This window comes from Candidatus Oscillochloris fontis (assembly GCF_004138135.1).
GTDB lineage: Bacteria > Chloroflexota > Chloroflexia > Chloroflexales > Chloroflexaceae > Oscillochloris > Oscillochloris fontis.
Map to the genome: position 1 here is coordinate 1 of NZ_RYFD01000026.1, position 14374 is coordinate 14374.

The following is a 14374-nucleotide window of genomic DNA, read 5'->3' on the forward strand; positions in this document are numbered from 1 at the left end:
CGACGCAATATCACGACGCAATATCACGACGCAATATCACGACGCAATATCACGACGCAATATCACGACGCAATATCACGACGCAATATCTTGCGTCTCTACTTTATGCCTCGCGTTCCAACACAAATTGGGCTAGGGTGATCAGGGTGCGGCGGGCCGGGGTATCGGGGAAGATGTTCAGGTGGTTGATCGCCTGATCTACATAGCGCCGCGCCTCGTCTATCGCCGCAGTCGCCCCGCCGGCGGCCAAGACCTCGCCGATGGCGGCTTCAATCGTGGCATCATCGCTGAGGTTTTGCTCGACCACCGCTCGCAGACGTGGGCTACCCGTGGCCTGAAGTGCGTAGATGAGTGGTAGTGTGATTGTTCCCTGGCGCAGATCGTTGCCCGCCGGTTTACCCAGCGTGGCTTCGTTGCCGATGAAGTCGAGTACATCATCAACGATCTGGAAGGCAACGCCCACATCGAAGCCATACCCCGCGAGCGCCGCAATCTGGGCCTCATCGCCGCCGCCCGCCGCCATCCCAGCCTTACAGGCCGCCTCGAAGAGTACCGCTGTCTTCGCCCCGGTCTTGTAGAAATATTGGCGCAGTGCCGTTTCGGTAGGTTCCGCCACCATCACCGGGCTGAGTTCGCCCTCGACGATCACCTGCACCGCTTGGGCGTAGAAGGTGATGATGCGCGGATCGGGGCTGAGCGACATCTCCGCCGAAGCGAGGGCGAAGAAGTAGTCGCCGACCATCAGCGCCACGTCGTTATCCCAGCGTGCATGCACTGTCACCCGCCCGCGACGGCGCGCTGCCTGATCAACCAGATCGTCATGAACGAGCGAGGCCGCATGGATCAACTCCGCCGACGCCGCAGCATGAATGACGTGGCTGAGTTGATAGGTGCCGAGTTGGGCGGCCAGTAGCGCCATGGCGGCGCGTAGGCGCTTACCACCAGAGCGAACGGTATGCACCCCGGCTTCAGTGATCAGGCTCGAACGCGACTGGGAACGAGCGATTAGTAACTCCTCCACCGCCCGCAGATCGGTAGTCAGGTTGGCGCGCTCAAAGAGTTCTAGCAGATCCATACTGCGCCCATTGCGCTGCGATCCATGGCGATCCTCGCTCTCACTCGCTCTGGTCATTGGTGTCATTGTGTTGGTTAGAGTGCCATTGAATTGGTACGCAGCCATGCGGCTGTTCCTTCCTAGTGCCATACAACCTCTGATAGGCAGCGGTACGTCGCTGGGGGAACGCCCAGCATGCTACGCATGTGTCTGCGCGGGTTGGTGGGGCGTCGTGTAATTTCTTGTGATATTAACTACAAAATAACTATAACACAGCACGCCCGCTCGTCAACCTAGACGGTACGGCATTCAATCATACGGCTTGTCGGTCATTTGCACAAGGTGGGCATACGGGGCTTCTCAGCCACCTCTCATCTCGCTATGCAACACGTCTCAGCCGATAGGACGTATAATAACCAGAAATAGGTATCATATCTTTATGAGGGCGGTACTATGAATCAGCAGAACTTTACGACCCTCCATCCGGCCCACGTGGTGCGCCGGACTCTGGGTTTTCTCTTTTTAGGCGTTGGGATTGTCGGATCACTCCTGCCTATTCTTCCTGGGTGGCCGGGGTTGTTCGTGGCGATTCTGCTCTTAGGCCGCCGCGATCCGACTCTGCGCCGTTTGCACCTCTTTGGGCGGCGTAGGTTGCGTAGCCTGCGTACCTCGCGGGTGCCGCATATGCGCCGGGTGGGGCGTTGGCTTTCGGATCAGTATGTGGGGATGCGGCGTCTTATTACGCCTAAGTTGATCTGGGCGGAGAAGTTTTTTGTGTAGTTGGTGCTGATGGTGCTACGACGTTTTCGGCCTCGCTTAGCCCTTTTGTTGGCCTTCTTGCTCATCGCTTGCGCGCCGTTGGCTCCTGCTGATCCGAGTGATCCGGTGGCCAATCCGCATGGCTTGGCAGAGCCGTTCTTTGGTACATGGCGCACCAGTGGTGGCGAGGCGGTGCTGGGTGCGCCGCTGGGTTCCCCGCGCTGGGTTGATGAGTATCAGGTGCAGTTCTTTGCCCAGGCCGCGATTACGGCGGTGGATGCTGGCCGTGCGGTGGTGGATCGCTATGCCCCGGAGTGGCAGGCGCGTTACCCTGCTGACCTGCTGAGTCTGCCGGTGGCTCCGCTACGCGCTTCGGTGAGCCTCGTGGATATCCACGAGGCGCTGGCGCAACCGTTGTTGCCGGTGCGCTTGGCGCTGCGTATCGAGGGCTATACTGGCCCTGCCGAGGTGCGCCTCTATGATGCCCAGTTGCACCCCACCGCAACCGTGAGTGCCGAGGTGGTTGATGGCCACGCCGAGGTGTCCGTTACTGCGCGGGGTGGCCTGGGGCCACAGTGGGCTATCGTGCTGGTTGATGGCCAACTGGCGGGGGCGCGGAGTCAGATCTTTGTGCTTGAGGCGACCACAGCCATCCAGACCGGCGATGCGGAACTGGATGCGCTCTATCCCCGTCTGCACGGCTTCATGCAGCAGGACGTGGTTAGTTATGCACTGCACGGCCAGATGGTGCGTGGCTACCGTTCGCCGGATAACCCGCTGCTCTGGTTGCGCGATCATGTCTATCAGGGGCGCTCGTTCCGCTACTTCGAGACCGACATGACCAGTCTGCTTGATGCGTTTCGGCAGGCCCAGCGTGCGGATGGCAGTTTCCCGGATGTGCTCGACTACCCGGAGCGCTTTGTGCAGGCGACGCGCAAGGAGGTCGAGTCGGATCTGGAGTTTCTGTTTGTGCAGGGGGTGTATGAGGCGTGGCAGACGACCGGCGATGATGTGTGGTTAGCGAATCAGCTTGAGGCGATGCGGCGCGCCCTCGCGTATAGCACGAGTGATCCGCTGCGCTGGGATGCCGAGCGCGGGTTGGTGCGCCGCCCCTACACGATTGATATGTGGGATTTCGCCTATGGGCCGACGACGCTCAGCCCCGATGGTAAGCCCGCGCCGCGCCACTGGATCACACCGGATACGATCTGGGGCACCTTCCACGGGGATAATACCGGGTTGGCGCAGGCGCTCAAGCTCATGGCGTTGATGGAAGCGCGGGTCGGTGATGCGATGCGCGGTGAGGCGTATGCGCAGCAGGCGCAGCAGATTATGGAGCGGCTGAACCAGTTGGCCTGGAATGGCAACTTCTACACCCATTTTGTACCCGAAGCAGCACCCGATCTGGTATTGAGTCCTCAGTTGAGTCTCTCGAATGCCTATGCACTGAATCGGGGCGTGCTGAGCAGTAGCCAGGCGCGGGCGATTATCGAGAGCTACTACCAGCGCCGCGATTTTGGGCGCGCCTTTGCCGAGTGGTACAGTATTGATCCGCCCTTCCCGGCGGGCACGTATGGGATGGCGGGCGGTAAGGGCGAGAACCCCGGCGAGTATGTGAATGGCGGCATTATGCCGCTGGTGGGTGGTGAGTTGGCGCGGGGAGCCTTCCGCTATGGCTATGAGGCGTATGGCTTCGATATTCTGCGCCGCTATGCGGCCTTAACCCGGCTCACCGATGCGACCTACCTCTGGTACTACCCCGATGGGCGACCCGGTATCTCCGGGCCGGATACGCTCGACACTGATGGTTGGGGCGCAGGGGCGATGTTGGCGGCGCTGATCGAGGGCGCGGCGGGGGTGCGCGATGCCCAGAGCCGCATGCGCGATGTCATCCTTAGCCCGCGCTGGGCGGCTGACCCGACCTTGAGCCAGGTGCGCGTCGTGGCGCGCTATCCGGCCTCGGATGGCTATATTGCCTACCTCTGGCAGCGTGAAGCCAACGCGCTGCGGCTCAGCCTGAGCGGCAGCGCGGATGTTCTCTACATCAACCTGCTGCTCCCCGCTGACGCCCCCGGTGCTGTGCAGTTGCAGATTGATGGACTGGCGGTCGAGGCCGGGATCGCCCGGAGTGGGCCGAGCCGCTATCTCTCCTTCAGTGCGCCCGCCGATGCGCGGGAGATACTGGTAGTATACTGAAGCGTATGATGACCCCTATGCAAAGGAGAGCGTCTCATGTCGCGCACTGACTTCAAACCTGAGGTAAACGGTTTCGCCTTCGTGAATTCATGGAAACTCGACGCATTTGAGAAGAAACAGATGCAGCAGATCCTCTCCGGCTCGATCAACGAGGCGAGCCAATCGGCGGCGGGGGGCTTTGGGGCGATGCTGAGTGGGCGGATCGGCCCGCAGATCGAGCGCTGGATTGATGCGGCCCTGCCCGATTATTATGGCATGTGTGGTGGCATGGCCTTTGTGGCTGCCGACTACTATGCGGCCAACCAGCCCTTGCCTCGCGGTAACGACTACCACGATATTCCGCTGAATGATACACCGCGTGGGCGGGCGCTGCGGGCGCATCTCTGGACGCGCCAGGTGCAGAGCCTGCAACTGAATGCGGCGCAACTGCTGGCCTGGATGATCATGCTGCACATGCCGTTGCCCTTTGCTGGCCCTGGCTGGTTGCTCCAGCGCACCCGCGAGGAGTGGGAGCAACTCAAAATAACGCTCGATCAAGGCCACCCATGGCCGCTCTGCCTGATCGGCAGTTCGATCTCGCCCTTCAACAACCATCAGGTGTTGGCGACGGGCTACGAAGATCATGGTGATGGCACCGGGATTATCTATCTGTACGACATGAATGATCCGGGGAAAGAGCAGACGATCCGGCTCGATATGCGTGGTGCGGCGCTGGCGGCTGAGGAGAGTGTGCCTAACGCGGAGCGCGGATCCTTGCGCGGCTTCTTCTGTGAGCAGTACCAGCCGGGGGACGTACCGGATCTGCCAGAGGATTAGACTGGGGTAGGCAGGTTTCCCACTCCTACGCGAAGCCGTAACTGTTCACACTTCTCCTAGCTTCCAGTTTTTGACGCAAAGACGCAGAGGCGCAAAGCCTGCAACAAAACCTTTGCGTCCTTGCGCCTTTGCGTCAATACAAGATTTCTTTTACCCCAAGTGTGAACAGTTACGTGAAGCCTCTTTATTGAGGCAACGGCGCGATGGTAGTAGAGGCGAAACATCGCCCGCCAACGTCGTTCGGGTTCCCCTGCTCTTATGGCGGGCGATGCTTTGTCCCTACGTGATCTCATTCTCTGCGGAATCGTGCTTGCGGCCTTGCAATGGGCTTAAGAAGTGGCCCCTCGCCGCGCAAGAGTGCCAGCACTTCATCGCGGCGGGGTAACGAGGCTTGTGCACCGAGACGGGTCGCCGCGAGCGCACCCGCCGCACAGCCCCAGCGCAGCGCCTTGGTGGGAGCAAGCCCCTCGGAGAGCGCGACCGCAAACCCGGCCACAAAGGCATCCCCAGCAGCGGTCGAGTCCACGGCATGCACGCGGAAGGCAGGTTGATGGATCGCCCCACTGGGTGAGGCCATCACCGCCCCGGCTTCGCCAAGGGTGATGATCGCATTGGGCACCCCGGTGACGGCGGCCAGTGCGCGTGCCAAGCCCTTGGGCGGGGCTGAGCTTGGTTCATCGAGAAAGGCACTCGCCTCACTCTCGTTGGGCACCAGATAATCTACCATCGAGAGCAGCTTAGTCGGTAAGCGCCCAGGAGGAGCCGGAGCCGGATTCAGGATGACCGTCGCTCCCGCTGCACGTGCCAACTCGGCGGCGCGGATGACCACCGGCAACGGTACTTCGAGTTGGAGCAACACCACCCGCGCCGAGGCGATCAGATCGGCGGCCACCTCGACATCTTCGGGGGTGAGCGTGGCATTCGCACCGGGGGAGATCACTATCGTGTTCTGACCGCCATCCTCCACGGTAATCAGCGAAACCCCGGTTGCCATGGTCGGGGTATCAAGCACCTGATCCACATTTACGCCATCAACCTCAGCCGCGATGCGCAACATCTGGCCAAAACCATCAGCGCCAACCCGGCCAATAATGGCCGTCTTAGCCCCCATACGCGCCGCAGCCACCGCCTGATTCGCGCCCTTCCCACCAGGGTAGGTCGCAAACGGCCCACCACGCAGCGTCTCGCCCGGTTTGGGCAATCGCGGTGAGCGTACCACCAGATCCATATTGAGTGAGCCAACCACGACAATCATAGGTGCTGTTCCAATAGGGTGTCTACAAAGCTGCTTCCGGTGGGGGTGCGGGGCTGCCCCCGCAGATCTTTTTTTGGTTCTGTTTTGGCGGCGAAGCCGCCAAAACAGAACCAAAACTAGGGTTTGGGGCGCAGCCCCAAGAATCCCAGATTAGAGCAACCCAAACAATAAATACGATCCCAGCACACAGGCACACGAGAGTACCAAACCGGCAATCACCTGCATGAGCGTATGGTTGCGGGTGCGCAGCCGCGCCCAACCCAAGCTGATCGCCCCGATCCAGAGCAGCAACCCCAACGGCTCGGAGTAGAGTGCGGCGATGGTCGCACTCGATCCAATCCCTGCCGCATGGATACTGATCTTCCAAAAGAGGTTGATCACCCACGAAGTACCATTCAGCAAGGCCGCACTTGAGAGTAGCGCAATGAAGGGCAGCGGGGCTTTGAGTAGCATCAAGATACCCACGCCCACCAGCACCGTGACCATCCCAAAGAGATAGAGTTCGTTGCGTTGGGTGCGATCCGAGACATCATCGTCGGTGTAGGCACCCTGGCGCAGCCGAATCATAAAAAAGATGGTCGGCGGTAAGACCTGAAGAACGGTACACAAGGTAGCCCAAGCCAACCCCCGCAGAAGCGGCTGAACCCCCATGATGCCCACAATAAAGACGCTCAATACACTAAGTATCACCGGGTGGAAGATCTGTGAAATGGTACGGGCCACCGCATAGCCACGACCAGGAATGGCCCCACGGCGCAACGCCTCAGCGGTCAGATCATGCTGTTGTGTCATATTTTCAGTCCGTCATAGGCGCGGCTTGGCCAGCGCATGATAGATGTCAATCACATGCTCAGCGGCAGTCTCCCAGCGAAAGGAGGCTGCCTGAGGAGGGCCGGCAGTGCGCAGTTCTGAACTGTGCGCTAGGGCTTGCTGAACCCCAGCCGCAATTGCCTGGGGATCGTGCGAATCAACCAGGATCGCTGCTGTCCCGACAACTTCGGGTAAACTGGAGGTATTGGCCGTCACCACCGGCGTACCACACGCCAGAGCTTCAAGAACCGGCAGGCCGAAGCCCTCGTAGAGTGATGGATAGATAAAGGCTCTGGCCAGATTATACACTGCTGGCAAGTGTGCGTCGTCTACAAAATCGAGGAAGCGTATCCGTTCGTGCAGACTCAGGCGCGTCACGGTAGCAAAGATCTCCTTATAGAGCCAACCCCGCCGTCCGGCAATAACAAGATGGAGGTCGGGATACGCACCCGCAGCACCGAGCGCCCCAAAGGCTTCGATCAGGCGCACCAGGTTTTTGCGCGGCTCTAGGGTGCCCACAAAGAGTAAGAACGACGCGGGCAAGCCCAACTGGGCACGAATCGGTTCGACTGCTTCCGGCGGCATGGGGTGGAAACGTGGGTTGACCCCTGGATAGAGCACGCGCACCCGATCAGGGCTGACACCGAGTAGGCGCTGGAGATCGGCGCGGGTAGCCTGCGAGTCGGCCAGTACAAGATCGGCGCGGCGGAGCGAGCGTGGCACCGCGACCTCAAGGTAGCGCCGCAACCCAGCATCGGCGGTTTCTGGGCGCACCATAAAGGTGAGGTCGTGGACAGTGAGCAGGGCGCGGGCGCGGGTAGGCGGCAGAACAAAGTCGGGTGCGTGCAGAATATCGAGCTTGCCGACCCAATGTTCAACCGGCAAGGGCAGGCGTAGGCGCTGCCAAAGAATGGTGAGCAGGCGCGGGCTGATCGGGATGGGGCGCACTTGGACATTCGGGTTGGCCGCACAGAGATCGGCGAGGGCGCGTAGGTAGGGGCTGTGGGCGGGCAAGCCGCGTGCCGCGTAAAAGAGCACATAGCGCAGCGAGTGATCACGCGGGATCGTCGCGGCGAACAATTCGCGGGTATAGCGGCCAATCCCGGCACCCTGCCAGGCAGCGGCGGTGTAGTCAACTCCAATAATCATTGTGATGATGCTATTTGCGTTTACTGAAGAGGTAGAGGATAAACCCGCCGACCACAATACTCCAGAAATTGATTAGGCGATCCAGCAGCGTGACAGCGACCCCTAGGTGGCGATCCACGCCGAAGAAGGTCAGCACCACCGTGACCGTCCCCTCAACCACACCCAAACCGGCGGGAGTAATCGGCAGTGCGGTGAGCAGTGAAGAGGCCAGGGCGACAAAAATCACCGCCGACAGCCCCAGACTGAGACCTTCGTGGCCAAGCGCGAGAATGACGAAGTAGAGCCGTGTACCTTCGAGGAGCCAGATCACCCCGGTGAGCAGCACGAGGCGCGGCAGAATCGCCGGGCTAAACGAGCGCAGCGCGGCATACTCAAAGCGCGCATAGAAATCGTGGAGGCGGGTGGGAATAAAGCGGCGGATGAGCGGACTGAGCCAGCGCATCCCGGCCAAGCCGGTGAGAATGAGCACCACTAAGAGTGCTCCAAACCCAAAGACGATCTGGGTACCTTCGGGCATGTGGGCACCAAAGGTGAGCCAACCGGAGACGAGGAGCATCGCAAAGAGGCCGATCATATCGAGCAGGCGCTCGGCAAAGATCGTGCCAAAGGCGGAAGAGAAAGAGACCTTACCGTTATGCTTGAGGAGGTAGGCGCGGTAGGCATCGCCCAATTTGGCGGGCACAATACAGTTGGCAAACCAGGAGAGGTACAGGTACTCCATCAGTGCAGGGAACGAGGCCCAACTGCCACGCCCCTGATGAATCGGCACATCGGCATTGTGCAACAACATACGCCAACGTAGCGCCCGCATGGGGAAGGTGGTATAGAAGACCGCCAAGCCAAGCAGCATGAGCCACGGATTCGCCGCTCGCATGTAGGTCCAGGTCTGATCGAGATCAATATTCAGCCCACGAAAGGCGAAGATGATCAGAGCGAGGGCGATCCCAAATGAGATCAGGGTACGCGGGCTACGCAGGCGCTTCCAGAGCGAAAAACCTTCGCGCTCAACCTCAATATCATCCGCCGAACCCATCGGCTCATCTGTCGCATTCGCTCGCTGGCCCTCGGTCTCTTCCATCAGCATCCTCGTTACTTCCTCTCTGGTCGAATGGGGGCATTCCGTAGGGGCGAAGCATCGCCCACCAACGCAGTTCGTCTTCTCCAGGCCACATGGTCGGCGATGCTTCGCCCCTACTTCATAATCGTCGCCCGATACCATGCCCAGAAGCGCTCCAACCCCACCTCCACCGGTGTGGCCGGGGCAAACCCAAGCATCTGCTGGGCCTTCGCTGTGCTGGCAAAGGTGATCGGTGGCTCGGTGGCGGGCAGCGGGCGATCTTCGATCTGAGCGGGGTAGCCAGTAATCTGCTCCAACAAACCTACAAAACGACACATCTCGACGGGTTGCGAGTTGCCCAAATTGAAGATCGCATAGCCATTTGGGCGATCCAGCGCCGCCACGACCCCAGCCACAATATCATCAACATAGGTGTAGTCGCGGAAGAGATCAACCCCACGGTTAAAGAGCACAAACGGCTCGTTGCGCACCATTTTATCCACAAATAGGTGTGGTGTCATATCGGGGCGGCCACGCGGGCCATAGACGGTAAAGAAGCGTACTACACTGATCGGCATGGCATACAGGCTGTAGAAGGTGTAGGCCAGCACCTCGGCGGCCTTCTTACTGGCCGCATAGGGCGAGAGCGGTTTATCTGTGCGGTCATCTTCCTCAAAGGGTACCTTCTCGGCCTTCCCATAGACCGAAGAGGTTGAGGCGAGCACAACATTCTCAACCCCATGCTGGCGGGCACATTCGAGCAGGCGCACGGTTCCGCCCACATTCACCGCCTCGTAGAGCGCGGGGTCGGCAATCGAAGGCCGGGGACCGGGCATTGCAGCGAGGTGGGCCACGTGGGTCGGGCGGTAGGTGGCAAAGAGCGCCGCCAGCGCCGCAGCATCGCGCAGGTCGGCTTCAACCAGCGTATAGCCCGGTTGTTCCATCGCCCAGGTGATGTTGTGCCGCTTACGCAGCGGATCATAGTAGGGGGTGAAGTTATCCAAGCAGACCACCCGCTCTCCCCGCCGCAACAGGGTATCAACGAGGTGGCTGCCGATAAAACCAGCCCCGCCGGTGACGAGGTAGGTCATATGTGCATCTCCTTGTGTTGGCCTTCTGCGAGCACCAACAAGGCCCAGGTGGTACCCAACTGAAGCCCCATATTGAGGACGTGCAGGTTTTCAAAGAGGTTATGCACGACCACAGCGGCACTGATGCCCGTACAACCTATCGCCACACTGAGCCAGAGTAGGTTGGGGGCATGGCGGATGGCGCGCAACGCCTGATAGGCGACGCTCGCTAACAGTAGCAGGTAGGCTGCCAGCCCCAAACCGCCCGCTTCGGCGGCGATATGCAGGTAGTAGTTATGGGCATGTCCACGCGAAGTGTACCATGGACGGGTGGTGATGGGAGTCATGCCCGAATCGGGGAGTGACTCGAAGGCGAGGCTGTAGTTGCCTGGCCCCACCCCGGTGATTGGGTGGCGCTGGAACATGTTCCAGGCGGCTTGAATATGGGCCATACGCTCCACCACCGCGAAGTTCTCCGGGGTGACGACCGCGCCGCGCACATCAAAGAGGCGCATGCTGGCGGTAATGCTGCCTAGACGCCCGGCCAGCGAACTGGGCAGCCACCCACCACCGCCAAGCACGAGGAGGAGCAGCATGCCGGCACCGGCAACAATAAGCCCCCGCTGCGCCCAGCGCCGTAACTCCGGCGGCAGTGCGATCATGGTTGCCAGCCCTAGCACCAACATGCCCCCCAAAGCCCCCACCCAGCCTCCGCGTGAGAAACTGGTGAGCAGGCCCGCCAGGAGCACACCGCTGATGCCGCCGAGGAGCGCGAGGAGCAGAAACCGGGTATGGTGTTGTTGGTGCGCACGCGCAGCGTGCGCACCAACAACAGTTTGAACAACCCCCACCAACATCCCACCCGTCAAACTGAGCGCCAGCGGCCATGCCTGGTTCATATACCCGGCGAAGGAATTAGGCTGTCCAATCGTGCCATAGGCGCGGGTACGCCCGCCCCCGGCTCCGAAGCTCTCCGGGCCGATCCCAAACCAGAATTGCACTAACCCCAATGCTGCATTTAAGGCCGGAGCCAGCAGCAGACAGGCGAGTAGGCCATACAGACGCCAATTGGCCAGCCCCGCTCGCCCGCCCAGCGCCCGCAGTGTCAGCAGATAGACCAGCGGCACGGTGATCCAGCGCAGCAGTTCGCGGGTAGCCTCGCTACGGCTGAAGGGGGTGAAGATCAGCGCGGTAAAGAGGGCCAGGAGAAACAGCGCCAGTGGCCCAAAGAGCCGCCCCAAGCGTAGTGGACGTTCGGGGGCGGCAAGCGTGTGTAAGCCCAAACTACCTAGCATCAGCAAGAGGGTAGCCTGGGTGACACTGAGGCCACCGGGGAGTTGGATGAGTTCCTGCACCGGTACCGAGAGGATCGCCGCATAGAGCGCCCAGACCGGATCGATCAGGGTCAGGATGAGCAGCGCCAGCCCCAGACTGATCGCGGTTGCCCATTGCAAGGGCATGAACGCCAGCGGCAGTGCCAGCAACAGCAGCAACCAGAGTGGTGAAGGGACGCGACGGGAGAGATTCAGCATGGTACAGACAACCCTGAACGACTAATAGGCACCATGCCCACCGATAATGGCCGGGATGATCATGATCAGGATGCGCAGATCCATCCCTACCGACCAGTTCTCGGCGTAGTAGAGATCGAGGCGCACCTGTTCATCGAACGAGACATCACTGCGCCCCAGGGCTTGGCTGAGGCCCGCGCAGCCGGGTAGCACCTCAAGGCGGCGCATCTGCCAATGCTCATAGCGCGCTACTTCATCGGGCAGGGCCGGGCGCGGGCCGATTAGGCTCATATCGCCGCGCAGCACATTCCAAAGTTGGGGTAACTCATCGAGGCTGCGGCGGCGCAAAAAGCGACCCACTCGCGTCACTCGTGGGTCGTCGCGCATCTTAAAGAGCGGGCCATCGGCCTCGTTTAGCGCGTGGAGTTCGGCTTTGCGCGCCTCGGCATCGGGCACCATGGTGCGGAACTTGTAGCAGGTGAAGTGCTGTCCGCCCTTACCCACCCGGCGTTGGCCGAAGATGACCGGGCCGGACGAGTCGAGCTTGATCGCCAGCGCGATCAGCAGGGTGATCGGGATGACCACGATCAGGCTGGCCAGCACGAGCGTCACATCGAGGATGCGCTTGAGGACGAGGTTGGTACCCTCCAGCAAGATCTCCTTGGGACGCAACAGCGGGACACCGCTCAATTGCAAGACATCCACGCGGTCAAAACTGAGTTGGTAGAAGTCGGGGGCCACCTGATAGCCCACCCCCAGATCGCGGCATGTCTGTACCAGATCGGGCATACGTCCCTGCTCCCAGAAGGGCAACGCGATGATCACCTGTTGCACATTCTGTGCGCCTACCACCTGCTCCAGATCCTCGATCTGGCCAAGGTGCCGATAGACGCGAGGGGTGCGATCACTCGCCACAATCGGGCGATCATCCAAGTAGCCCACCAGCGCATAGCCTAAGCCGGGCGAGGCGGCAATTCCATTCATCACCTGCTGACCCAAGCCGGTACCGCCGATGACCAGAACGCGATCCTGGGCTTGCCCGCGTGTCCAGCGCCAGTGATGGTAGCCCCAGAGAACCAGACGCCACGAACCTAGCAGAAAGGTGATCGTCGCTCCAGCAAAGAAGAAGATCAGCCGTGAATAGAAAAAGGGCTTGTAGAGAAAGACAAAGACGATCAGCAGCGCAATACCGATCAGGGTCGTACTCACGATACTACCCATCTGATCGAGCAGATTGATACGCGGAGATCCCCGATAGAGCCCACGGGTTGCAAAACGCAGCCCCAAGAAGAACATCAGGGGGAGGACAATCGGCAGGAAAGCGACCAAATCAACCTGATTGCGCGTTGCGACCTCAACCACAATCCGGTTGAGTGGTTCGGGCCATGCCGCACTATAGCGCATCCAGTAGGCGATCACGAAGCCAATGAAGATCAGCACCTGATCCGCCACCATCAGACCGATTGCCGATAAACGCCGCGCCCGCCGATTGGCCAGACGTGTCGCATCGCCGTTGAGTGCCGGCCCGACGGGGGGGGGCAGGCTCCTATCCATACCAACTCCATGTGCCTGAATGGCAGCATACCAAGCGTGGCAGCAACTTCAGCCCCGCATGGGCCACCGGTGTGGATTGTACCACACTGCACACAGCCTACCGCCAGCCTTCAAGTGCGCTGCTGACAGGTTTTCGGGATCGAAACGTGGCTTGACCGAGAAGCACATGCCTACAAAGCACCCAGTTTGGAGCCGCACCAGCAGCGTCACGTGCAAGGCAATATTGGGCGGTGGAGTTGCCGTAGCAAGTAAGCTACCCAAGCCTAAAGGACTTGGGCTTTACTCTGGCGCTACCAGTCGATGAGCGACTGGCATCCGAGTAGTATGGCCTGCTTACCGAGGCCCTGCCGGGCGAACCCGGCAGCGATTGCCCGTCGAAGGAACGTCACCTTCAACCTTTTACCCATCGGAGGTTTCCCCGATGGAACCGCCAAGGTTCAGTTGTGTATGTACCAACCGTTTGCCCTGCAATCCTTCGCGACAGGGTGCCTCGTACAGAACAATTCTACGACACATCGAACGCCCGTGCAACTCTGGGCTAAAGCCGCTCAAGCGGGGCGCTCCTCCCACGGCTAAAGCTCGTGGGTTTCCGCGCCTAAAGGCAGGGTATATCTATGAGCTAGGTCTCTGATAAAGGAAGGGATGATTGCGTGGCAAGTTCTGTGTCCACTTCGTGCGCCACCTCCGCGAGGGTGCGTCGAGGGCGATGTTGAGCGCGCCGCGCATCCAGAAATGCCTGAAACGCGACACTTGCTCGCAATTGCTCCACTTCCTGCTCAAAATCATCCGCCTCTGCCACGAGGTATTCTTTTCCATCCGGTGCGACGAGTACCACTGGACCTGTTTGCACAAGCGTAAGGAGTTCCGTCATATCAACCGGATGTTCCATCAGGTTAACGCGCTTCATAGTTTGATGATCTTTTCACGCTCATATGAGCGTTATTAGCGTTTAGCTACCGGATCAATACTGGCTGAACGGCTCATCTCCATCTGGCCGCTGGCCCCATTGCGGTGTTCGACGTAGATTGAGATGCCGGGGGCTGAAGCAACTAGGATCATCAGGACAAGCAAGCTGAGCCAAAACATAGGTTGTCTCTCTCGTAACTAGTGCGATGTGTCTCTACATGACACGACAAGGGGTGG

Annotated in this window: 13 protein-coding genes; 3 read left to right on the forward strand and 10 right to left on the reverse strand. The window is 60.2% G+C overall.

Annotated features, from left to right (window positions below):
* Positions 1-103: 103 nt before the first annotated feature.
* Positions 104-1180 (reverse strand): polyprenyl synthetase family protein, encoded by a 1077-nt coding sequence (locus EKD03_RS10945; RefSeq protein ID WP_129630504.1) that lies wholly within the window; start codon positions 1178-1180, stop codon positions 104-106.
* Between the two features lie 327 nt (positions 1181-1507).
* On the opposite strand from EKD03_RS10945, the gene EKD03_RS10950 reads away from it, so the two are divergent.
* Genes EKD03_RS10950 through EKD03_RS10960 form a run of 3 tightly spaced genes read left to right on the forward strand, consistent with a single transcriptional unit; the run spans position 1508 to position 4825 of the window.
* The gene (locus EKD03_RS10950; RefSeq protein ID WP_129630506.1) at positions 1508-1834 is read left to right on the forward strand and encodes a hypothetical protein; all 327 of its coding nucleotides are present in this window, start codon (positions 1508-1510) and stop codon (positions 1832-1834) included.
* 9 nt (positions 1835-1843) lie between these two features.
* On the forward strand, positions 1844-4009 hold the full coding sequence (locus tag EKD03_RS10955; protein WP_238613489.1) for a glucosidase family protein: 2166 nt from the start codon (positions 1844-1846) through the stop codon (positions 4007-4009).
* 36 nt (positions 4010-4045) lie between these two features.
* Positions 4046-4825, forward strand: coding sequence for a hypothetical protein (locus tag EKD03_RS10960; RefSeq protein WP_129630508.1), 780 nt, complete (start codon positions 4046-4048; stop codon positions 4823-4825).
* Positions 4826-5114: 289 nt separating this feature from the next.
* Here the strand turns inward: EKD03_RS10960 and rbsK are convergent, their stop codons facing one another.
* The 9 genes from rbsK to EKD03_RS18420 all read right to left on the reverse strand — a co-directional run bounded on the left by rbsK (position 5115) and on the right by EKD03_RS18420 (position 14317).
* Positions 5115-6080 (reverse strand): ribokinase, encoded by a 966-nt coding sequence (gene rbsK / locus EKD03_RS10965; protein ID WP_129630510.1) that lies wholly within the window; start codon positions 6078-6080, stop codon positions 5115-5117.
* A 150-nt stretch (positions 6081-6230) separates the two neighbouring features.
* Positions 6231-6872 carry a PAP2 family protein gene (locus tag EKD03_RS10970; protein WP_129630512.1) on the reverse strand — a complete coding sequence of 214 codons (642 nt, stop codon included), beginning with the start codon at positions 6870-6872 and terminating at the stop codon, positions 6231-6233.
* A gap of 12 nt (positions 6873-6884) precedes the next feature.
* Entirely contained in the window at positions 6885-8039 is a 1155-nt protein-coding gene (locus EKD03_RS10975) for a glycosyltransferase family 4 protein (RefSeq protein ID WP_129630514.1), read from the reverse strand.
* Positions 8040-8049: 10 nt separating this feature from the next.
* Positions 8050-9117, reverse strand: a complete 1068-nt coding sequence (locus EKD03_RS10980) for a lysylphosphatidylglycerol synthase transmembrane domain-containing protein (RefSeq protein WP_238613490.1) — start codon at positions 9115-9117, stop codon at positions 8050-8052.
* A gap of 113 nt (positions 9118-9230) precedes the next feature.
* The gene (locus EKD03_RS10985) at positions 9231-10187 is read right to left on the reverse strand and encodes an NAD-dependent epimerase/dehydratase family protein (RefSeq protein ID WP_129630518.1); all 957 of its coding nucleotides are present in this window, start codon (positions 10185-10187) and stop codon (positions 9231-9233) included.
* Positions 10184-11698 carry an O-antigen ligase family protein gene (locus tag EKD03_RS10990; protein ID WP_129630520.1) on the reverse strand — a complete coding sequence of 505 codons (1515 nt, stop codon included), beginning with the start codon at positions 11696-11698 and terminating at the stop codon, positions 10184-10186. Before EKD03_RS10990 ends, EKD03_RS10985 begins: the two co-directional genes overlap by 4 nt.
* Before the next feature lie 21 nt (positions 11699-11719).
* The gene (locus EKD03_RS10995) at positions 11720-13231 is read right to left on the reverse strand and encodes a sugar transferase (protein WP_129630522.1); all 1512 of its coding nucleotides are present in this window, start codon (positions 13229-13231) and stop codon (positions 11720-11722) included.
* Between the two features lie 619 nt (positions 13232-13850).
* Entirely contained in the window at positions 13851-14138 is a 288-nt protein-coding gene (locus EKD03_RS11000) for a hypothetical protein (RefSeq protein ID WP_129630524.1), read from the reverse strand.
* Positions 14139-14173: 35 nt separating this feature from the next.
* Positions 14174-14317 (reverse strand): hypothetical protein, encoded by a 144-nt coding sequence (locus EKD03_RS18420; protein ID WP_161569242.1) that lies wholly within the window; start codon positions 14315-14317, stop codon positions 14174-14176.
* Between the last annotated feature and the right edge of the window lie 57 nt (positions 14318-14374).